This window comes from Pseudomonas sp. ES3-33 (genome assembly GCF_000952175.1).
GTDB lineage: Bacteria > Pseudomonadota > Gammaproteobacteria > Pseudomonadales > Pseudomonadaceae > Aquipseudomonas > Aquipseudomonas gregormendelii.
Window position 1 is genome coordinate 1 of the sequence record NZ_JZRI01000016.1, and the last position, 19,853, is coordinate 19,853.

21 protein-coding genes and 1 pseudogene are annotated in these 19,853 nt (G+C 59.5%); 21 read left to right on the forward strand and 1 reads right to left on the reverse strand.

Translation table 11 applies throughout. The features are described 5' to 3' along the window. The 5 genes and pseudogenes from UB23_RS29050 to UB23_RS02215 all read left to right on the forward strand — a co-directional run. Window positions 1–476 (forward strand): annotated as a pseudogene (locus tag UB23_RS29050) (hypothetical protein); the annotation flags it as partial. Between the two features lie 258 nt (window positions 477–734). Then, a complete protein-coding gene (locus UB23_RS02200; RefSeq protein WP_045057711.1) occupies window positions 735–1,469 on the forward strand; it encodes an ABC transporter ATP-binding protein in 735 nt (244 codons plus the stop codon). Beyond that, on the forward strand, window positions 1,454–2,656 hold the full coding sequence (locus UB23_RS02205; protein WP_045057712.1) for an ABC transporter permease: 1,203 nt from the start codon (window positions 1,454–1,456) through the stop codon (window positions 2,654–2,656). The genes UB23_RS02200 and UB23_RS02205 overlap by 16 nt, the downstream gene beginning before the upstream one ends. Then, window positions 2,649–4,127 carry a TolC family protein gene (locus UB23_RS02210; protein WP_045057713.1) on the forward strand — a complete coding sequence of 493 codons (1,479 nt, stop codon included), beginning with the start codon at window positions 2,649–2,651 and terminating at the stop codon, window positions 4,125–4,127. Before UB23_RS02205 ends, UB23_RS02210 begins: the two co-directional genes overlap by 8 nt. Then, complete coding sequence (locus UB23_RS02215) at window positions 4,117–5,385, forward strand: efflux RND transporter periplasmic adaptor subunit (RefSeq protein WP_045057714.1); 1,269 nt, start codon at window positions 4,117–4,119, stop codon at window positions 5,383–5,385. Before UB23_RS02210 ends, UB23_RS02215 begins: the two co-directional genes overlap by 11 nt. A 178-nt stretch (window positions 5,386–5,563) precedes the next feature. Here UB23_RS02215 and suhB read toward each other — a convergent pair whose 3' ends face one another. Beyond that, complete coding sequence (gene suhB, locus UB23_RS02220; RefSeq protein ID WP_008014726.1) at window positions 5,564–6,382, reverse strand: type III secretion system regulator SuhB; 819 nt, start codon at window positions 6,380–6,382, stop codon at window positions 5,564–5,566. Window positions 6,383–6,528: 146 nt separating this feature from the next. Here suhB and trmJ point away from each other — a divergent pair, with 146 nt between their 5' ends. From trmJ to hisS, 16 genes are all read left to right on the forward strand, one after another. Next, a complete protein-coding gene (trmJ, locus tag UB23_RS02225; RefSeq protein ID WP_045057715.1) occupies window positions 6,529–7,299 on the forward strand; it encodes a tRNA (cytosine(32)/uridine(32)-2'-O)-methyltransferase TrmJ in 771 nt (256 codons plus the stop codon). 2 nt (window positions 7,300–7,301) lie between these two features. Further along, the gene (gene cysE / locus UB23_RS02230; protein ID WP_045057716.1) at window positions 7,302–8,078 is read left to right on the forward strand and encodes a serine O-acetyltransferase; all 777 of its coding nucleotides are present in this window, start codon (window positions 7,302–7,304) and stop codon (window positions 8,076–8,078) included. Between the two features lie 264 nt (window positions 8,079–8,342). Next, window positions 8,343–8,834 (forward strand): Fe-S cluster assembly transcriptional regulator IscR, encoded by a 492-nt coding sequence (gene iscR / locus UB23_RS02235; RefSeq protein ID WP_007903581.1) that lies wholly within the window; start codon window positions 8,343–8,345, stop codon window positions 8,832–8,834. A 50-nt stretch (window positions 8,835–8,884) separates the two neighbouring features. Further along, complete coding sequence (locus UB23_RS02240; RefSeq protein ID WP_045057717.1) at window positions 8,885–10,099, forward strand: IscS subfamily cysteine desulfurase; 1,215 nt, start codon at window positions 8,885–8,887, stop codon at window positions 10,097–10,099. 84 nt (window positions 10,100–10,183) lie between these two features. Then, window positions 10,184–10,570, forward strand: a complete 387-nt coding sequence (gene iscU, locus UB23_RS02245; RefSeq protein WP_003443374.1) for a Fe-S cluster assembly scaffold IscU — start codon at window positions 10,184–10,186, stop codon at window positions 10,568–10,570. 28 nt (window positions 10,571–10,598) lie between these two features. After that, the gene (iscA, locus tag UB23_RS02250; RefSeq protein ID WP_028620147.1) at window positions 10,599–10,922 is read left to right on the forward strand and encodes an iron-sulfur cluster assembly protein IscA; all 324 of its coding nucleotides are present in this window, start codon (window positions 10,599–10,601) and stop codon (window positions 10,920–10,922) included. A gap of 8 nt (window positions 10,923–10,930) precedes the next feature. Next, window positions 10,931–11,443, forward strand: a complete 513-nt coding sequence (gene hscB / locus UB23_RS02255; protein WP_045057718.1) for a co-chaperone HscB — start codon at window positions 10,931–10,933, stop codon at window positions 11,441–11,443. 51 nt (window positions 11,444–11,494) lie between these two features. Beyond that, a complete protein-coding gene (gene hscA, locus UB23_RS02260; RefSeq protein WP_045057719.1) occupies window positions 11,495–13,360 on the forward strand; it encodes a Fe-S protein assembly chaperone HscA in 1,866 nt (621 codons plus the stop codon). After that, window positions 13,360–13,701, forward strand: a complete 342-nt coding sequence (gene fdx / locus UB23_RS02265) for an ISC system 2Fe-2S type ferredoxin (protein WP_045057720.1) — start codon at window positions 13,360–13,362, stop codon at window positions 13,699–13,701. The genes hscA and fdx overlap by 1 nt, the downstream gene beginning before the upstream one ends. Window positions 13,702–13,715: 14 nt before the next feature. Continuing rightward, window positions 13,716–13,916 carry a Fe-S cluster assembly protein IscX gene (iscX, locus tag UB23_RS02270; RefSeq protein WP_045057721.1) on the forward strand — a complete coding sequence of 67 codons (201 nt, stop codon included), beginning with the start codon at window positions 13,716–13,718 and terminating at the stop codon, window positions 13,914–13,916. Window positions 13,917–14,004: 88 nt separating this feature from the next. Next, complete coding sequence (gene ndk, locus UB23_RS02275) at window positions 14,005–14,430, forward strand: nucleoside-diphosphate kinase (RefSeq protein ID WP_007916882.1); 426 nt, start codon at window positions 14,005–14,007, stop codon at window positions 14,428–14,430. A gap of 28 nt (window positions 14,431–14,458) precedes the next feature. Next, a complete protein-coding gene (gene rlmN, locus UB23_RS02280; protein ID WP_045057722.1) occupies window positions 14,459–15,601 on the forward strand; it encodes a 23S rRNA (adenine(2503)-C(2))-methyltransferase RlmN in 1,143 nt (380 codons plus the stop codon). Window positions 15,602–15,618: 17 nt separating this feature from the next. Next, window positions 15,619–16,377, forward strand: coding sequence for a type IV pilus biogenesis/stability protein PilW (gene pilW, locus UB23_RS02285; RefSeq protein ID WP_045057723.1), 759 nt, complete (start codon window positions 15,619–15,621; stop codon window positions 16,375–16,377). After that, window positions 16,377–17,393: a RodZ domain-containing protein gene (locus UB23_RS02290; RefSeq protein WP_045057724.1), complete on the forward strand. Its 1,017-nt coding sequence runs from the start codon at window positions 16,377–16,379 to the stop codon at window positions 17,391–17,393. Before pilW ends, UB23_RS02290 begins: the two co-directional genes overlap by 1 nt. 3 nt (window positions 17,394–17,396) lie before the next feature. Then, the gene (gene ispG / locus UB23_RS02295) at window positions 17,397–18,506 is read left to right on the forward strand and encodes a flavodoxin-dependent (E)-4-hydroxy-3-methylbut-2-enyl-diphosphate synthase (protein ID WP_045057725.1); all 1,110 of its coding nucleotides are present in this window, start codon (window positions 17,397–17,399) and stop codon (window positions 18,504–18,506) included. 36 nt (window positions 18,507–18,542) lie between these two features. After that, a complete protein-coding gene (gene hisS / locus UB23_RS02300) occupies window positions 18,543–19,832 on the forward strand; it encodes a histidine--tRNA ligase (protein WP_045057726.1) in 1,290 nt (429 codons plus the stop codon). Window positions 19,833–19,853: the final 21 nt, after the last annotated feature.

The window sequence follows — 19,853 nt, forward strand, 5'->3', positions numbered from 1 at the left end:
AGATGTGTATAAGAGACAGGTGTGTCGGGGCTTCAGTTGCATGCCTGACGTTTTTTTCAGTGTCCGCTCAAGCTGCTCCCGATAACGGTTTGATTATCAATAAAACAGTGGAAGGTACATGCAGTGTTGGGAATTTCTCTGGTTGGGTAAAGGCGCTTGCTGTATTGAGGGCTGTGGGTGATCATCAAGAATGGACAGTTACTCTTCATCAATATAGGATTACAAAAAGTAATGGGCAGAAAGGCGGGAATAAAGCTAATTTGGATTTATCCATTGTAGAGGCTGGAAATAATTCCGCCGAAACTAAATCGCCAGATTCTATGAAGCAGGATGGGCAGCTCAATTTTACGGATGTAAGTGCTACTGTGCGTGCGACTCAGGGAGTGGCGCCCTCCGTATTACTTAGAGCCATATTTACTTTTGATAAAGCGGGCCCGGACCCATGGTGTGATCTAAGATTCCATGTGCCCAATTAATGTTTTTCTTGCTTGGTGAGGGGTATGTTCACTATGCATGCCCCGATCTTTTTCGCATTTTAATTATGGCGTCGTAAGATCCAACTGCCTGCATTTTCTCGTCAATGACGCTACACGTAGCACCACTGTACTACTCCGTAAATAAGCACTCATCCAACGCAGTGGGCTTCACCTGTGATGAGGCGCGCTTAAATGATCGGCGTCCGACCTGTCATGGACGCCTCATGCTTTTGACTCCCTCGGTTCAACTCCCCCAAGATGAACATTCCTCCCATTGCTTTTGCCCCCGATGACCGCCAAGCATTTATCGTGCTCAGCGGTATTAGCAAACAATACTGGCGCGGTGGCCAGGCCCATAACATCCTCGAGAGTATCTCTTTGAAGATACAGTTGGGAGCAAGTTGCGCGATTCTGGGCGCATCAGGGTCGGGTAAAAGTACATTGCTAAATATTCTAGGCCTGCTGGATTTACCCGATAGCGGAGACTACTTTATCTCCAATCAACGAGTGGCTGATTTGAATCACTCGCAACTGGCGGTCCTGCGCAACCAACAGATTGGCTTCGTCTTCCAGAGCTTTAATTTACTGGCGCACTTCACGGCGCTGGAAAATGTCGCGCTGCCCCTGAACTATCGTGGCGTACCGCGGCGCGAGGCGTTGGAGCGGGCTCAGCATCTACTCGATTTGGTGGGGCTGACACAGCGCAGTCATTTTCGCCCTGCCGACCTGTCCGGTGGGCAGCGCCAGCGCGTGGCCATCGCCCGGGCGTTGGTCGGTGAGCCGCGACTGATTCTTGCCGATGAACCCACGGGCAACCTCGACACCGATACTGCCCAGGAAATCATCGACCTGTTGCTGACGATCAATCGCGAGCAGCAAACCACGCTGGTGGTGGTCACGCATGCGCCGTCAATCGCTGCGCAGATGAGCCGCCAGATCCTGGTCGAGAACGGCTCGGTCAGTGAAGCAGGGCGCCCATGCACTTCGCATTGAATACTCACCTGAGCTACCGCCAGTTGTTGCGCGACGCGCTGTTCAGTCTACGGACCCACGGCCGCCGTTCATTCCTGGCGTTGCTGGGTATCGCCATTGGCAGCGCTTCGGTGGTGGCGATGATCAACCTCGGCCATAACGCCGCGGAAAATGCCGTCGCAATCTTCAAGGAAATGGGGGTCGATATGCTCAGTGTGAGCCTTGCCCGCGCGGACTCGACGCAAGCGGTGCGTCCCGACTTAAATGTGCAGGCGCTGCGAGCTGCGGTGCCCACGCTCACCTTCATTGCGCCCATCTCGTCTAGCGGCAAGGAAGTGGCGTTCGACGGTCGCAGGCAATACGCGTCACTGGCCGCCGTCACTCCGGAATTTGCCGCGACCATGCGCATGCTTATGGACGAGGGTCGTTTTTTCTCACGGTTTGATGAGGCTGAAACCTTGGTCGTGCTCGGGCATCGCCTCGCCCGGGACCTGGGTACCGCCGACCACCCTGTTGGAACGGGCGACCAGGTCCAGCTGGATGGCTACCTGTTTACGGTGATTGGCATTGTGCAGCGTCAGCTGGTTTCGCCTATTGTCCCGGTGTCGGTAGACCGAACCTTTTTCCTGTCGTTCCAGGGTTTGGTGCGTCTGGGGCAGTCCGCAGACATCAGCAACATTATTGCTCGCGTGGCGCCCGGGCAGGATGTTGCCCGCGCCGCCGAGCAGCTTACGCCAGCCCTGCAGTTGCAGTTTCCCGGTCAGCAAATACAGGTCGAAGTGCCTGAGCAAATCATCGAAGGGATGAAAAACCAGACGCGTACCTTTGCGTATCTGCTGATGGCCCTGGGCATCACTTCACTGATCGGCGCGGGGGTGGGCATCATGAATGTGATGCTGATGAATGTCTCGCAGCGCCGGCGGGAGATCGGTGTACGTATTGCCCTGGGTGCGCGCCGCGTCGATATCCGCAATCTGTTCCTGCTCGAAGCCATGGCGTTGACCGCCGCGGGCGCCCTGCTGGGGGTGGTGCTCGGCGTCGTTGGTGCCTGGGTTCATGCCAGCGTGGTCGGCTGGAAGTTCTACCTGTCACCTGCTGCAGTGTTGCTCGGTAGCGCCAGCACCTTGTTGGTCGGCTTGTTCTTCGGCCTCTACCCGGCACTTTCAGCCGCGCGCTTGCAACCGGTGGAGGCACTGCGCGATGAATAACTGGCGTCCCTTGGCCCTTGTTCTTCTGTGCTCGGCCAGTCAGCACAGCCTGGCCAACATTGTTGATCAGGTATCCCATCCTACGGTGCAGGGTGCCAGCGCCAGCGCGTTCATGTTGGGCAAGCAGGCAACTGAATTGACCTTGGCCGACGCGGTGTACCTGGGCCTGCGCAGCAATCGCGAGATCCGTAGTGCTTATTTGCAGCGGGTGGCGCAAAAATTTGACCTGCGGGTGTCGGAGGATACATTCAAGCCAAAGCTGACCCTTAGCGCGAACTACACGAGCGCCAAAGGCTCCAGTGACCGCAAGCAAACCGCCACGATGGGCCCGACCACCGACTGGTTGAGTGAATACGGGACCCGCACAACCCTGGGCTGGAAGCAGGAGCAGGGGAGTGGTCTGGGTTCCGGACGCTATCGGAGCGACGGTCTGGACCTGGCGATTATCCAGCCCTTGCTGCGCGGTGCCGGGCGCGAGGTCACCACGGCGCCCGTGCGTCTGGCGCGGCTCAATGAGCAGGCCAACCGCCTTAACCTCAAGAGCAGCGTGTCGTCCACCATCAGCGAGATCATCAGCACTTATCGTCAGTTGCTCAGGTCCCAGGAGCAGTTGACCATTGCCCGGCAAGCGCTGGAGCGAGCCCGGCAGTTGTTGGCCGTGAACAATGCGCTGATCGACGCGGGGCGCATGGCTGCGTTCGACGCGGTGCAGACCGAAGCCGATATCGCCTCTCAGGAGCTACAGGTTGAAGAGGCGCAGAACCAGCTGGATACCGATCGCTTGTCATTGTTGCGTTTGTTGGCGCTCGACTTGTCGACGCCGATTCATGCCAGTGAAACCCTGCAAGTGTCACGGATCAACATCGACAAAATTGACGCGCTGCGTTTAGCCCGGGCCCAGCAGCCGCGCTACCTGGCAACGCTGCTGGGCAGTCAGCAGGCGGACCTCAACCTGGTGGTTGCCAAGGACCAGGCCCGCTGGGACGTTTCGCTGGTGGCGGGGGCGAATCAGGTGCGCGACCGGTTTGAACGCACCAGCACGTCGGCGCGTAGTTGGGAAAGTTATGCTGGCGTGCACCTACAGATCCCTGTCGGTGATCTTGCCTCGCGCCAGTCCAGGGTCAATGCTCAGGTTGGCGTGGAGACCCAGGCATTGCTGCTTGAAGATGCCCATCAAGCACTGGAGCGCGACGTTAGCGACGTGGTCCGCGACCTGGGCACGCGATGGCGGCAGTATGAAATCGCCCAGCGCTCTCACGAACTGGCAACGCGCAAGCTGGCGATCGAGCGCGAAAAGCTGAATGTCGGACGCTCCAGCAACTTTCAGGTGCTGAGTTACGAGAGCGACTTGCGCAACAGTGAAAACGCGTTGCTCAACGCTCGAATCGCCTACCTCAATGCCCAGACACAGCTGGATCAGGTGTTGGGCATGACTCTGGAAAGCTGGGACATCGCACTCAATGACTACTGAAAAAACCTCCCTTCAACGCAAGCGCCTGCACCAGGGCATCGTGCTGGCGCTGGTATTGAGTCTTGTTGGCGTGATGATTGGCGGTTACCTGCAATCAGACGTTGCCGAGGCGCCCGCCGAGCAGTGGCTGGCGGTCAGCGAAGCACCGCTGAAGGTGCGCATCGGCCTGCTCGGCAAGATTGAGCCGCAGCAGGTCATCACGCTGGCCGCGCCGTTCGAGGGCGATCTCAAGCGCTACCTGGTTGAGCCTGGAGCACGGGTCGAGGCCGGTCAGGTGCTGGTGGAAATGGACCCTGCATTGATCGAGACGCAGTTGCGTGATGCGCTGGCGGCAAAACTGAAGGCTCAGCGTGCCGCAGCCGAGCTTCGAAACTGGAGCAACGGCAGTCAGATGATGCGTGCGCGTCGTGCCGTGAGCGCTGCGCAAATGGCCCTGGGTAATGCACAACGCAAACTGACTGAAAGCCGAACCCTGTTCGAGCGTGGGATTATCTCGCGCAGTGAAGTGGACGATCTCGAACAACAGGTGCAGGCATTGGATATTGGCCTGGCGGCGGCCAGGGAGGACCGCGAGCAAGTCTTGGAGCAGGGTGAGGGTGAGTTCCTGCAAATCGCCGAGATGGAGTTGAGTAATGCCACGGTCAAGTATGACGCTGTGCGCAAGTTGCTTGATGAGCAAACCGTCCGCGCGCCGTTTGCCGGTGTGATCGTGCCGATAGGGGTCGATTCTGATTCAACCTGCGCGGGCGCTTCCGTGCACGCCGGTAGTAAGGTCGGTAAAGGCCAGCCGATGTTTGGCCTGGCCAACCTTGAGCAGTTAAAGATTGCCAGCAGGGTGTCCGAACTGGACGTCAACCAGTTGCAGCCGGGGCAGGCAGTAGACATCGAGGGTGACGGTTTTGGTCAGCGACTCAGTGGTGTGGTCGATGTGGTCAGCCGCATAGCATTGCCCGACGATGATCCGGGCAGCGCTGCACAGTTCCCGATCAGCCTGTCGATCAGCCCGATTGCAACGGACCGTCAGCATGAGATACGCCTGGGCATGAGCGCTCGCCTGCACATTGTCACTTACAGCAATGACCGCGCGATCGTGGTGGCGCCGGGGGCAATCCAGGAAGAGGCGGGCGCCTTTTTCGTCGAGTACCGGGAAGGCGACAATCAGCTGTCTCAGCGTGTCGCGGTGACGGTGGGACGGTCTGTTGCGCACGGCGTCGAGGTGTTTGGGCTGAAGTCGGGGTTTGTACGGGTGGCTGGGTAGCCACCGCGCTCTGTGTGCGGGCTTGCCAGCTATGCGTTATTTCATTAAGCATTGACGCTGACTGACACTCCGCCTTCGCGGGCAAGCCCGCTCCCACAGGGGTATGTGGTGAATTGAAGAGTGAAGTTCCGGGCATAAAAAAGCACCCCGAGGGGTGCCTTTTTTTGTCGCTGGAAGCTTAGCGCTTCAGCGAGGCTGGCAGGTGCGGCTGGATCGCCGTCAGCACTGCCTTGAAGCACTTGGTGTTGCCGGCAACGATGTGGCCTTTTTCAAGGAAGTCGTGGCCGCCGGTGAAGTCGCTCACCAAACCGCCTGCTTCCTGAATCAGCAGGGCGCCTGCAGCCATGTCCCACTCGGACAGGCCCGATTCCCAGAACGCATCGAAACGGCCGGCAGCCACGTAGGCCAGGTCCAGGCTCGCCGAACCGGCGCGGCGGATGCCGGCGGTCTGGCCAACCAGGGCGCGGAACATGCCCAGGTAGTTGTCGAGGTTGTCCATCTGGTCATCACGGAACGGGAAGCCGGTGCCCAGCAGGGCGCCGTCCAGGCTGGTGCGGCCGCTGACGCGCAGGCGACGACCGTTCAGTTGGGCGCCGCGACCACGGCTGGCGGTGAATTCTTCCTGGCGAACCGGGTCCAGAACCACTGCGTGTTCCAGGCGGCCACGGTATTTGCAGGCAATGCTGACTGCAAAGTGCGGGATGCCGCGCAGGAAGTTGGTGGTGCCGTCCAGTGGATCGATGATCCACAGGTACTCTTCGCCTTCGATACCGGTGCCGGCGTGCATGCCGGTTTCTTCACCCATGATCGAGTGATTCGGGTAGGCCTTGCGCAGCGCGTCGATGATTTTCTGCTCGGCGGCGCGATCCACCTCGGATACGTAATCCTTGGCGTCTTTTTCGTCGACCTTGATGGTATCCAGGCGCTCGATGGAGCGGAAGATCAATTCACTGGCGCTGCGGGCGGCGCGCAGCGCGATATTCAGCATGGGCTGCATGGATGTGTCACCTAAGGTTGTTAAAGAAAGCCGGGCATTCTATCAGAAAGTTTCTACAGGTGAAGGACGACGTTCGCTTTCATAGCTTAACGGTAGTAGGCGCTGTAAGATTCGGCTCCCCTTTATTGTGTTCGAGAGCGCCTCCCTTGCTGCAAAACATTCGTGTCGTCCTGGTCAATACCAGCCATCCCGGGAACATCGGCGGGGCTGCGCGTGCCATGAAGAACATGGGCCTGTCGCGGCTGGTGCTGGTTGAACCACGGTTGTTCCCGCACCACGAGGCCGATGCCCGGGCTTCCGGCGCCGGGGATATCCTGGAAAACGCCCAGGTTGTCGCCACCCTCGAAGACGCCCTGGTGGGCTGCAACCTGGTGCTCGGCACCAGCGCCCGTGACCGGCGCATCCCCTGGCCACTGCTCGATCCGCGCGAATGCGGGACGAAAGTGGTCGAGGACGCCGGGCAGGGCGCCGAAATCGCCCTGGTGTTCGGTCGTGAAGATTCCGGCCTGACCAACGAAGAGCTGCAGCGATGTCATTATCACGTGCACATCCCATCAGACCCTGAGTTCAGTTCGCTGAACCTCGGGGCCGCGGTGCAGGTATTGAGTTATGAAGTGCGCATGTCCTGGCTCGCGGCCCAAGGCCAGCCGAGCAAGGTCGAGAAGGATGAGGTGGCTTCCACTAAAAGTGGCGAGCTGGCGACCATGGATGAGCTGGAGCGATTCTATGAGCACCTGGAGCAGACCCTGGTGGCCATCGAATTCCTCGATCCGGAAAAACCGCGGCACTTGATGGCGCGCCTGCGTCGGTTGTACGGACGAAGCTCGGTCAGCCGGGCGGAAATGAATATATTGCGTGGCATCCTCACGGAAACCCAAAAAGCGGCCCGTGGTGAGCTTCTAAAGCGGAAGGATTAAAAATGTTCGAGCGTTTGCGTGAAGATATCCAGAGTGTTTTCCATCGTGATCCGGCAGCGCGCAACGCCTTCGAAGTCCTGACCTGCTATCCGGGCATGCACGCCATCTGGATTCATCGGCTGGCGGCGGCCCTGTGGCGCGCCGAGCTGAAGTGGCTGGCGCGGCTGGTGTCGAACTTTGGTCGCTGGTTGACCGGTATCGAGATTCATCCGGGGGCCAAGGTCGGGCGTCGGTTCTTTATCGACCACGGCATGGGCATCGTCATTGGTGAAACTGCCGAGATCGGCAACGATGTCACGCTGTACCAGGGCGTTACCCTGGGTGGCACCAGCTGGAACAAGGGCAAGCGTCACCCGACCCTGGAAGATGGCGTGGTGGTTGGCGCCGGCGCCAAGGTGCTGGGGCCGTTCACTGTGGGCGCGGGGGCCAAGGTGGGTTCCAATGCCGTGGTGACCAAGGCCGTGCCGCCCGGCGCGACAGTGGTGGGGATACCGGGTCGCATCATCGTCAAGACCGATGAAGAGCAGGATGCCCGGCGCAAGGCGATGGCCGAGAAGATCGGCTTTGATGCCTACGGTGTCGGCGAAGACATGCCCGACCCGGTGGCTCGCGCCATCAACCAGTTGCTGGATCATCTGCAGGCAGTGGATGGGCGCCTGGAGGGGATGTGCGGCGCGCTGAAGGATCTGGGCAGTAATTATTGCGCCAAGGATTTGCCTGAGCTGCGTGAAGAAGACTTCGCGTGTGTGAAGGATAAGGATCAGAGTCAGGCCGGTTAAGCCCGGTCGACTTCAATCGCGGGCAAGCCCGCTCCCGCAGGGTCTCGTGTGATGCACAGATTGTGTGCGCACCGGAATTCCTGTGGGAGCGGGCTTGCCCGCGATTGAAGTCGACTCGGTACCTCTGGCTGTTAATGGCCAGCCTTTGCTATGATATCGCCGCTCTTTTGCGGGTAATCCTGACTAAAGTACTAGGTCTTATAGTTGACTTAAATACTCGGGAATTGCATACTCGCCCCATTCCGAACTCCGTGGTAATTGTCCATGCGACTGACTACAAAAGGCCGATACGCCGTGACCGCCATGCTCGACCTGGCGTTGCACGCGCAGCACGGGCCGGTGTCCCTGGCCGATATCTCCGAGCGCCAAGGCATCTCCCTGTCCTACCTCGAGCAGCTTTTCGCCAAGCTGCGTCGTAGCAACCTGGTTTCCAGCGTCCGCGGTCCGGGCGGCGGCTACCAGCTGTCGCGCGACATGCAGGGCATCCAGGTGGCCCAGGTGATCGATGCGGTGAACGAATCGGTCGACGCCACCAAGTGCCAGGGCCAAGGGGATTGCCATCAAGGCGACACCTGCCTGACCCACCACCTGTGGTGCGACTTGAGCTTGCAGATCCACGAATTTCTGAGCGGTATCAGCTTGGCTGATCTTGTCACTCGCCGTGAGGTACAAGAAGTAGCCCAGCGTCAGGACCAGCGTCGTTGCAACAGCAAGGCGCCGCGCCTGGACAAGATTGAAGCGTCCGCCGTCGAATGACAGCCAAAGAGCTAGCGGCACGCCAGCCAGCCTGATTTAGGAGATAGTCCATGAAATTGCCGATTTACCTTGATTACTCTGCGACCACCCCGGTTGATCCGCGTGTAGCGCAAAAGATGAGTGAATGCCTGCTGGTCGACGGAAACTTCGGTAACCCGGCGTCCCGTTCCCACGTGTTTGGCTGGAAAGCCGAAGAGTCGGTCGAAAACGCTCGCCGTCAGGTTGCCGACCTGGTGAATGCCGACCCACGTGAAATCGTCTGGACCTCCGGTGCCACCGAGTCCAACAACCTGGCAATCAAGGGCGCGGCGCATTTCTATGCGACCAAGGGCAAGCACCTGATCACCACCAAGATTGAGCACAAGGCTGTCCTCGACACCATGCGCCAACTGGAGCGTGAAGGTTTCGAAGTGACCTATCTCGAGCCTCAGACTGACGGTCTGGTAACGCCGGCCATGATTGAAGCAGCGCTGCGCGACGACACCATCCTGGTGTCGGCCATGCACGTGAACAACGAAATCGGCACCATCAACGACATCGAAGCCATCGGCGAACTGCTGCGTTCGAAGGGCATCCTGTTCCACGTTGACGCGGCTCAGTCCACTGGCAAGGTCGAGATCGACCTGCAGAAGCTCAAGGTCGACATGATGTCGTTCTCGGCGCACAAGACCTATGGCCCTAAAGGCATCGGCGCGCTGTACGTCAGCCGCAAGCCGCGTGTGCGCATCGAAGCGACCATGCACGGCGGCGGTCACGAACGTGGCATGCGCTCCGGCACCCTGGCGACCCACCAGATCGTCGGCATGGGTGAAGCCTTCCGCGTAGCCAAGGAAGACATGGCTGCCGAAAACGTGCGCATCAAAGCCCTGAGCGACCGCTTCTTCAAACAGGTCGAAGGCCTGGAAGAGCTGTACGTCAACGGCAGCATGACCGCCCGCGTACCGCACAACCTGAACCTGAGCTTCAACTACGTCGAAGGCGAGTCGCTGATCATGGCGCTCAAGGACCTGGCGGTTTCGTCCGGTTCGGCCTGCACCTCGGCATCCCTTGAGCCTTCGTACGTACTGCGCGCCCTGGGCCGCAACGACGAACTGGCACACAGCTCGATTCGCTTCACCTTCGGTCGTTTCACCACCGAAGAAGAAATCGACTACGCCGCGCAGAAAGTCTGCGAGGCCGTTACCAAGCTGCGCACCTTGTCGCCGCTGTGGGACATGTACAAAGACGGTGTCGACATTTCGAAAATCGAGTGGGCGGCACACTGATTTCAAGTCGCCGCAAACCGGCCCTGCCAACCTTCGGGCAGCAGGGCTCAAGAGCGACTCTCTGATGAGTGAGGATTGAGAATCATGGCTTACAGCGAAAAGGTCATCGACCACTACGAGAACCCGCGCAACGTCGGCAAGATGGACGCGGAAGACCCTGATGTCGGCACCGGCATGGTCGGCGCTCCGGCGTGCGGCGACGTGATGCGCCTGCAGATCAAGGTCAACGAGCAAGGCATCATCGAAGACGCCAAGTTCAAGACCTACGGTTGCGGTTCGGCGATCGCCTCCAGCTCCCTGGCGACCGAGTGGATGAAAGGCAAGACTCTGGATGAAGCAGAGACCATCAAGAACACTCAGCTGGCTGAAGAGCTGGCGCTGCCACCGGTAAAAATTCACTGCTCCGTGCTCGCTGAAGACGCCATCAAGGCGGCCGTTCGCGACTACAAGCAGAAGAAAGGCTTGATCTAAGCATTGGGCGACGAGTAAGGAGTCAACGATGGCTATCAGCATGACAGAAGCGGCTGCTCGACACGTGCGACGCTCCCTTGACGGGCGCGGCAAAGGTGAGGGGATTCGTCTGGGTGTTCGCACCACGGGCTGTTCCGGCCTTGCCTACGTGCTGGAGTTTGTCGACGAGGTGGTTGCAGAGGACCAGGTGTTCGAGAGTCACGGCGAGAAAGTGATCATCGACCCCAAGAGCCTGTCCTACCTGGACGGCACCGAGCTCGACTTCGTCAAGGAAGGGTTGAACGAAGGCTTCAAGTTCAACAACCCCAACGTGCGCGGTGAATGTGGCTGCGGCGAAAGCTTCAATATCTGAGGCTGATCGTGGGTACTCCTTGTCATTTCGCTTTATTTGAGCTGCAGCCGAGTTTCAACCTGGACCTCGACCAGCTGGCCACGCGCTACCGTGAGTTGGCGCGCGGCGTTCATCCGGACCGTTTTGCAGACGCTTCCGAGCGCGAGCAGCGGCTGGCGCTGGAGCAATCCGCGAGCCTCAACGAGGCCTACCAGACGCTCAAGAACCCCCCGAAGCGCGCGCGATACCTGCTCGCCATGGGTGGTCGCGAGTTGCCGCTGGAGGTCACGGTGCATGATCCGGAATTCCTCCTGCAGCAGATGGAGCTGCGTGAAGAGCTCGAAGACCTGTCCGATATGGACGGTGTTGCAGCGTTCAAGCGCCGCCTGAAGCTCGCCCAGGATGAACTGAACCAAAGCTTCGCAGCCTGTTGGGATGATGCAGCGCACCGTGATCAGGCCGAACGCCTGATGCGACGCATGCAGTTTCTCGACAAGCTCACCTACGAAGTGCGCCAGTTAGAAGAGCGCCTCGACGATTAACCCAGTGCCGCTCCGGTCGCACGCCTGATATACAGATAAGTCCTGATAACGATGGCCCTACTGCAGATCGCCGAACCCGGCCAAAGTCCTCAACCGCACCAGCGTCGTCTGGCTGTGGGGATCGACTTGGGCACTACCAATTCGCTGGTCGCTGCGTTGCGCAGTGGTCTTTCCGAGCCCCTGGCCGATGCTGGCGGGCAGGTCATCCTGCCGTCCGCCGTGCGCTACCACGCCGACCGCGTCGAAGTGGGCGAGTCGGCCAAGCTGGCTGCCGCCACCGATCCCCTGAACACCGTGCTGTCGGTCAAGCGCTTGATGGGTCGTGGTCTGTCCGACGTCAAGCAGCTGGGCGACCAACTGCCTTACCGCTTTGTCGGTGGCGAGTCGCACATGCCGTTCATCGAGACGATCCAGGGGCCGAAAAGCCCGGTTGAAGTCTCTGCCGATATCCTCAAGGTGTTGCGCGAGCGCGCTGAAGCGGCCCTGGGTGGCGAGCTGGTCGGCGCGGTGATTACCGTTCCTGCCTATTTCGATGATGCCCAGCGCCAGGCCACCAAGGATGCGGCCAAGCTGGCCGGCCTTAACGTGCTGCGCCTGCTCAATGAGCCGACGGCGGCTGCGGTGGCCTACGGTCTGGATCAGCATGCCGAAGGCCTGGTCGCCATTTATGATCTGGGCGGCGGCACCTTCGATATTTCGATTCTGCGCCTCACCGGCGGTGTGTTTGAAGTGCTGGCCACCGGTGGCGACAGCGCCCTGGGCGGCGATGACTTCGATCACGCGATTGCCGGCTGGATCATCGAGAGCGCCGGTTTGTCTGCCGATCTCGACCCGGGTGCGCAACGCAGCCTGCTGCAAACCGCGTGCGCGGCCAAGGAAGCGCTGACCAATGCGGCATCGGTTGAAGTGACCTATGGCGACTGGAAAGCCGAACTGAGCCGTGAAGCCTTCAATGCGCTGATCGAGCCGTTGGTCGCTCGCAGCCTGAAAGCCTGTCGCCGGGCGGTGCGCGACTCGGGTATCGAGCTTGAAGAAGTGCACGCAGTGGTCATGGTCGGCGGTTCGACTCGTGTGCCGCGAGTTCGCGAAGCAGTGGCCGAAGCCTTTGGTCGTCAGCCCCTGACTGAAATCGACCCGGATCAAGTGGTGGCCATCGGTGCCGCGATCCAGGCCGATACCCTGGCGGGCAACAAGCGCGATGGCGGCGAGTTGCTGCTGCTGGACGTGATTCCGTTGTCCCTGGGCCTGGAAACCATGGGCGGCCTGATGGAGAAGGTGATTCCGCGTAACACCACCATCCCCGTTGCCCGTGCCCAGGACTTCACCACCTACAAAGATGGCCAGTCGGCCATGGCGATCCATGTGCTGCAGGGTGAGCGCGAGCTGATCAGCGACTGCCGTTCCCTGGCGCGCTTCGAGCTGCGCGGCATTCCGGCCATGGTGGCGGGTGCGGCGAAAATTCGCGTGACCTTCCAGGTCGATGCTGACGGCCTGCTCAGCGTTTCGGCCCGTGAATTGGGTTCGGGCGTGGAAGCCAGCATCCAGGTCAAGCCGTCCTACGGCCTGACCGACGGCGAAATCGCCAAGATGCTCAAGGATTCGTTCCAGCATGCCAATGACGACAAGGTGGCCCGCGTACTGCGCGAGCAGCAGGTCGACGCCCAGCGCCTGATCGAGGCGGTGCAGGCGGCCCTTGAGGTCGATGGCGAGCGCCTGCTCGACGCCGAAGAGCGCATGGTCATCGACATGCAGGTTCAGGAACTGACCGAACTGATGAAAGGTACCGATGGTTACGCCATCGAGCAGCAGACCAAGCGTCTGTCGCAAGTGACCGATGCCTTTGCTGCCCGCCGTATGGATTTGACGGTGAAAGCCGCTCTGTCGGGGCGCAATCTGAATGAAATCGAGGATATCTGATGCCGCAGGTCATTTTTCTGCCCCACGACAAATTTTGCCCGGAGGGCATGGTGGTCGAGGCTGAGCCGGGTACTTCCATCCTGGATCTGGCGCACGAGCACCACATCGAGATGGAAAACGCCTGCGGCGGCGTCTGTGCCTGCACGACCTGCCACTGCATCATCCGCGAGGGTTTTGACTCGATGGAAGAGGCTGACGAGCTGGAGGAAGACTTCCTCGATCGCGCCTGGGGTCTGGAAGCGCAATCGCGCCTGGCGTGCCAGGCTATCGTTGGTGAAGAAGACATCACCGTCGAGATTCCGAAGTATTCGCTCAACCACGCTGCCGAAGCGCCGCACTGATTGGTACTACTGTCATGAGTTATGGTTGGAATGATGTTCAGCGCATTGCAGAAGAACTGGCCGAATCCAAGCCGGATGTCGATCCAATTTCTGTCAATTTCGTAGACCTGCAGCGATGGATCATGGAACTTCCCGATTTCGACAACACCTCTGGCCGCTGTGGCGAGAAAGTGTTGGAAGCGGTTCAGGCACTTTGGATCGAAGAAGCCGACTGATCGTCCTCGCAGGTTAGGCAATACCAAAGAACCCGCGTATAATTCGCGGGTTTAATTTTTCACAAATTATCGTTTCTGGAGTTACACCATGGCTGTTCAACGTACTTTCTCCATCATCAAGCCTGACGCTGTTGCAAAAAACGTCATCGGCGAGATCACCACTCGTTTCGAAAAAGCCGGCCTGCGCGTTGTAGCTTCGAAACTGAAGCAACTGTCCAAAGCCGAAGCTGAAGGCTTCTACGCTGAGCACAGCGCTCGTGGTTTCTTCGGCGACCTGGTTGCTTTCATGATCTCCGGCCCGGTTGTTGTCCAGGTTCTGGAAGGCGAAAACGCTATCGCTCTGAACCGTGAGCTGATGGGCGCTACCAACCCTAAAGAAGCTGCTGCCGGCACCATCCGTGCTGACTTCGCTGATTCGATCGACGCCAACGCTGTACACGGTTCGGACTCCGAAGCCGCTGCTGCTCGCGAAATCTCGTACTTCTTCGCAGCTACTGAAGTAACCACTCGCTAAGCATTGGCTTAAGAGTGAAGGTGAATCCATGACTACATCGACTGTAAAAACCAACCTGCTGGGTCTGACTCAACAGGAAATGGAAAAATTCTTCGACTCGATCGGGGAGAAGCGTTTCCGTGCCGGTCAGGTAATGAAATGGATTCACCACCTTGGCGTCGATGATTTCGACGCCATGACGAACGTCAGCAAGGCCTTGCGCGACAAGCTCAAGGTTATTGCCGAAGTTCGCGGTCCTGAAGTCGTCAGCGAGGACATTTCCACCGACGGTACCCGTAAATGGGTCGTGCGCGTGGCGTCCGGCAGCTGCGTCGAGACCGTCTACATTCCCCAGGGCAAGCGCGGCACTCTGTGCGTTTCGTCCCAGGCAGGCTGTGCCCTGGATTGCAGCTTCTGCTCCACCGGCAAGCAAGGTTTCAACAGCAACCTCACCGCCGCCGAAGTCATCGGCCAGGTGTGGATTGCCAATAAATCGTTTGGCAGCATCCCGGCGACCGCCGACCGTGCCATCACCAACGTGGTGATGATGGGCATGGGTGAGCCGCTGCTGAACTTCGACAACGTCGTGGCCGCCATGCATCTGATGATGGATGACCTGGGCTACGGGATCTCCAAGCGCCGCGTGACCCTGTCCACTTCGGGCGTGGTGCCGATGATCGATGAGCTGTCCAAGCACATCGACGTGTCCCTGGCGTTGTCCCTGCACGCACCCAATGACGCATTGCGTAATCAATTGGTGCCGATCAACAAGAAGTATCCACTTAAGATGCTGCTTGAGTCGTGCCAGCGCTACATGTCGTCCCTGGGCGAAAAGCGCGTGCTGACCATCGAGTACACCTTGCTCAAGGACATCAACGACAAGGTCGAGCACGCGGTCGAGATGATCGAGCTGCTCAAGAATATCCCGTGCAAGATCAACCTGATTCCGTTCAACCCGTTCCCGCATTCCGGCTACGAACGCCCGAGCAACAATGCGATTCGCCGTTTTCAGGATCAGCTTCACCATGCCGGCTTCAATGTCACCGTACGCACCACCCGCGGTGAAGACATCGATGCCGCGTGTGGCCAATTGGTAGGGCAGGTGCTGGATCGCACCCGTCGCAGCGAACGTTATATCGCCGTGCGCGAGTTGAGCGCCGAAAACGATATCGCACAGAACGCCGCGAAATAAAGTAAGAGAGGATCTCTATGTCCCTGCGCTTTGCGCTGCTATTGCTGATGGCCAGCCTGTGTGCTGGTTGTGTCCTGTCGGGTGACTACAACCCGATGAAGACCAGCAAGGGCCGCGACGAAGCGCGTGCTGCCTATGTACAGCTGGGGCTGGGGTATCTGCAGCAGGGCATGACGGAGCGCGCGAAGGTGCCGTTGAAGAAGGCCCTGGACCTGAACAGTTCGGATCCTGACGCCAATGCTGCACTGGGCCTGGTGTTCCAGGCCGAGATGGAGCCGGAACTGGCCGACGAGCATTTTCGCAAGGCACTGTCTTCGCGCCCCAACGACGCGCGAATCCTGAACAACTACGGCAGTTTTCTCTACGAAGAGAAGCGTTACAAGGAAGCCTACGAACGCTTCGAACAGGCCGCTTCCGACTCCCTGTATCCTGAGCGCTCGCGAGTGTTCGAGAACCTGGGCATGACCGCTGCGAAGCTTGGAGAGCGTGACCTGGCGCTGCAGCAACTGGAAAAAGCCCTGCGCTTGAATCGTCAACAGCCACGCGCTTTGCTGGAAATGGCTGAGTTGTCGTACGAAGACAGGCATTATGTGCCCGCGCGTGACTATTACGATCGTTTTAGCCTGCTCACCGAACAAAATGCACGTAGTCTATTGCTCGGCATTCGTCTGGCAAAAGTGTTTGAAGATCGCGACAAGGCTGCCAGTTATGGCCTGCAACTAAAACGACTCTATCCCGGTACGCCGGAATATCAGCAATACCTGTCGGAGCAATGATGAAAGCGGCGCATCCCGAAGTTGTAGCAGCGAATCGCGTTAACCCCGGTGAAACCTTGCGCCAGGCCCGCGAAAGCAATGGCTGGTCGCTGGCTGAAGTGGCGCTCAAGCTCAACCTCACCGTCAACTCCCTGACCAATCTTGAGGCCGGCGCATTCGACAAGCTGCCGGGGCATACCTTTGCGCGTGGTTATATCCGTGCCTATGCCAAGTTGCTCGGCATGGACCAGACCGCCCTCGTCCAGCAATTCGACCAATCCACCGGCACCGATTCCCAGGGCAGCAATGTGCACAGCCTGGGCCGTATCGAAGAGCCGGTGCGGGTTTCCCACACCATTTTGCGAATCGTCAGCCTGTTGCTGCTGGTTGCCGTGATCGGCGGTGGTTTCTTCTGGTGGCAGGATCAAACCTCCCAGCGTGCCAAGGACCTGACCACCTTGAGCCCGGAGCACGTCGAAGTCGAAGGTGCCGATGGCACCACGCAGATCCATCCGCTGGACGAGCCGGAAGACCAGGCCGTCGTGGAAGGTCAGGCCGAGGGCGCAACCTCGCTGGCACTGCCGCAGACCAACACTGCGGCGCAAGATGAAGCGATTGCCCCAGGCGCTGCACCGACTACACAGACCTCACCGTCCGTGCCTGTGCCAAATACTGCGCCGGCCGCTGCGACCCCGGCGACTCCTGCTCCTGCCGTTCCTGCCGTGCCAGCGCCGGTGGTGACTGCGCCGGTTGCGCCAAGTGTTGCTGCCGTTGCACCGACTACGGCAGTGGCCGGCCAAGGCCAGGTTTCATTGCAATTCACCGCCGATTGCTGGACACAAGTTTCCGATGGCACCGGCAAGGTGCTGTTGAGTGGTCTCAAGCGTAAAGGCGAAAATGTTTCCGTCAGCGGCAAGCCACCCTTTGCCGTGCGTCTGGGCTACGCCCGTGGCGCGCAGGTCAGCTATAACGGGCAGGTGGTTGATGTCGCTCCGTTCACCAGTGGCGAGACTGCTCGCCTGAAGTTGGGTCAATAAGTCATGCACGGCGAATCTCCAATCAAACGTCGCGAATCGCGCAAGATCTGGGTCGGTAATGTGCCCGTGGGCGGCGATGCCCCTATCGCTGTGCAGAGCATGACCAACAGCGATACCAACGACGTCGCGGCCACCGTGGCCCAGATCAATCGTCTGGAAGCGGCGGGCGTCGACATCGTGCGCATTTCCGTACCGGACATGGACGCTGCCGAGGCGTTCGGCAAGATCAAGCAGCTGGTCAAGGTGCCGCTGGTTGCCGACATCCACTTCGACTACAAAATCGCTTTGCGTGTCGCTGAGCTGGGTGTTGACTGCCTGCGCATCAATCCTGGCAACATCGGTCGCGAAGACCGCGTACGTGCGGTGGTCGATGCCGCCCGTGATCGCGGGATTCCGATTCGCATCGGGGTCAACGCCGGTTCCCTGGAAAAAGACCTGCAGAAAAAGTACGGCGAGCCAACGCCGGCTGCGCTGGTCGAATCCGCCCTGCGCCACGTCGAGCACCTGGAGCGCCTGAATTTCCAGGACTTCAAGGTCAGCGTGAAGGCCTCCGACGTGTTCATGGCCGTCGAAGCCTACCGTTTGCTGGCCAAGGAAATCGTCCAGCCGTTGCACCTGGGCATCACCGAAGCCGGTGGTTTGCGTTCAGGCACGGTGAAATCCGCCGTGGGCCTCGGTATGCTGCTCGCCGAAGGGATTGGCGATACTATTCGCATCTCGTTGGCGGCTGATCCGGTCGAGGAAGTGAAAGTCGGTTACGACATTCTCAAATCCCTGCACTTGCGTTCACGGGGCATCAACTTCATCGCCTGCCCGAGCTGCTCGCGGCAGAACTTCGACGTGGTCAAGACCATGAACGAGCTGGAAGGGCGCCTTGAAGACCTGCTGGTGCCGCTGGATGTCGCGGTGATCGGTTGTGTGGTCAACGGCCCCGGTGAAGCCAAGGAAGCCCATATCGGCTTGACCGGCGGTACACCGAACCTGATTTACATCGACGGCAAGCCGTCGCAGAAACTGACGAATGACAATCTGGTGGATGAGCTTGAACGCTTGATCCGCCAGAAAGCGGCCGAGAAGGTCGAAGCTGACGCAGCGGTTATCGCGCGCGGCTGAGCCGACTGAAGAGCCGAACGAATTTAAGGATTTATAGTGAGCAAGTCTCTGCAAGCCATACGTGGCATGAACGACATCCTGCCCGAACAGACTCCCCTGTGGCGTCATTTCGAAGGCACCGTCTCGCGCCTGCTGGATAACTACGGTTACAAGCAGATCCGCATGCCGATCGTCGAATTCACCGAGCTGTTCAAGCGTTCCATCGGCGAAGTGACCGACATCGTCGAAAAAGAGATGTACACCTTCGACGACCGCAACGGCGACTCCCTGACCCTGCGCCCCGAAGGTACGGCGGCCTGCGTGCGTGCGGTGCTGGAGCACGGTATCACCGGTGGTGGCCAGGTGCAGAAACTCTGGTACATCGGCCCGATGTTCCGCCACGAGCGCCCGCAGAAAGGCCGTTATCGCCAGTTCCACCAGATCGGTGTCGAAGTGTTCAACCTCGACGGGCCGGACATCGACGCCGAGCTGATCGTGCTGACCTGGCGCCTGTGGGGCGAGCTGGGGATTCGTGACGCGGTCAAGCTTGAACTCAATAGCCTGGGCACCGCCGAGTCTCGTGGTCGTTACCGCGAGGCGCTGGTCGAGTATCTTTCGGCGCGCCTGGACCAGCTGGACGAAGACAGCCAACGCCGTCTGAAGACCAACCCGTTGCGCGTGCTGGACACCAAGAACGCCGACACTCAAGCCGTGCTGGTCGATGCGCCGAAGATGGCCGACTACCTCGACGAGGAGTCCCGCGTGCACTTCGAGGGCCTCAAGGCTCGCCTGGATGCTGCCGGTATTCCTTATGTGATCAACCCGAAGCTGGTTCGCGGGCTGGATTACTACAGCAAGACCGTTTTCGAATGGGTCACCGACAAGCTCGGCGCCCAAGGCACCGTGTGTGCCGGTGGTCGTTACGATGGCCTGGTCGAGCAGATGGGCGGCAAGCCGACTGCCGGCGTGGGTTTCGCCATGGGCATCGAGCGCCTGGTGCTGCTGCTGGAAACCCTGGAGCAGATCCCGGCCGAGATTTCCCGTCAGGTCGACGTCTACCTCTGCGCGTTCGGCGAAGCCGCCGAATTGGCCGGGCTGACCCTGGCCGAGCGAGTGCGTGATCAATTGCCTAACCTGCGCCTGCAAGTCAATGCCGGCGCCGGCAGCTTTAAAAGCCAGTTCAAGAAAGCCGACAAGAGCGGTGCGTTGTATGCGCTGATCCTCGGCGACGACGAAATGGCCCAGCAAGTGGTAGGTTTCAAACCCCTGCGTGGCCAGGGCGAACAACAAAGCATTGCCTGGGATGCGCTTGCTGCACACCTGGCCACCTGCGTCGTGCAGGGTTGAAGCTGTCATAAACAGCCGATT

Excerpts from the sequence above, each read along its gene's own strand:
- fdx (WP_045057720.1), top strand. The coding sequence starts at position 13,360 with ATGCCGCAGGTCATTTTTCTGCCCCACGACAAATTTTGCCCGGAGGGC.
- UB23_RS02290 (WP_045057724.1), top strand. The coding sequence starts at position 16,377 with ATGAAAGCGGCGCATCCCGAAGTTGTAGCAGCGAATCGCGTTAACCCC.
- iscU (WP_003443374.1), top strand. The coding sequence starts at position 10,184 with ATGGCTTACAGCGAAAAGGTCATCGACCACTACGAGAACCCGCGCAAC.
- hscA (WP_045057719.1), top strand. The coding sequence starts at position 11,495 with ATGGCCCTACTGCAGATCGCCGAACCCGGCCAAAGTCCTCAACCGCAC.
- UB23_RS02210 (WP_045057713.1), top strand. The coding sequence starts at position 2,649 with ATGAATAACTGGCGTCCCTTGGCCCTTGTTCTTCTGTGCTCGGCCAGT.
- pilW (WP_045057723.1), top strand. The coding sequence starts at position 15,619 with ATGTCCCTGCGCTTTGCGCTGCTATTGCTGATGGCCAGCCTGTGTGCT.
- cysE (WP_045057716.1), top strand. The coding sequence starts at position 7,302 with ATGTTCGAGCGTTTGCGTGAAGATATCCAGAGTGTTTTCCATCGTGAT.
- suhB (WP_008014726.1), bottom strand. The coding sequence starts at position 6,382 with ATGCAGCCCATGCTGAATATCGCGCTGCGCGCCGCCCGCAGCGCCAGT.
- rlmN (WP_045057722.1), top strand. The coding sequence starts at position 14,459 with ATGACTACATCGACTGTAAAAACCAACCTGCTGGGTCTGACTCAACAG.
- iscX (WP_045057721.1), top strand. The coding sequence starts at position 13,716 with ATGAGTTATGGTTGGAATGATGTTCAGCGCATTGCAGAAGAACTGGCC.
- UB23_RS02215 (WP_045057714.1), top strand. The coding sequence starts at position 4,117 with ATGACTACTGAAAAAACCTCCCTTCAACGCAAGCGCCTGCACCAGGGC.
- iscA (WP_028620147.1), top strand. The coding sequence starts at position 10,599 with ATGGCTATCAGCATGACAGAAGCGGCTGCTCGACACGTGCGACGCTCC.
- UB23_RS02240 (WP_045057717.1), top strand. The coding sequence starts at position 8,885 with ATGAAATTGCCGATTTACCTTGATTACTCTGCGACCACCCCGGTTGAT.
- UB23_RS02205 (WP_045057712.1), top strand. The coding sequence starts at position 1,454 with ATGCACTTCGCATTGAATACTCACCTGAGCTACCGCCAGTTGTTGCGC.
- ndk (WP_007916882.1), top strand. The coding sequence starts at position 14,005 with ATGGCTGTTCAACGTACTTTCTCCATCATCAAGCCTGACGCTGTTGCA.
- ispG (WP_045057725.1), top strand. The coding sequence starts at position 17,397 with ATGCACGGCGAATCTCCAATCAAACGTCGCGAATCGCGCAAGATCTGG.
- UB23_RS02200 (WP_045057711.1), top strand. The coding sequence starts at position 735 with ATGAACATTCCTCCCATTGCTTTTGCCCCCGATGACCGCCAAGCATTT.
- iscR (WP_007903581.1), top strand. The coding sequence starts at position 8,343 with ATGCGACTGACTACAAAAGGCCGATACGCCGTGACCGCCATGCTCGAC.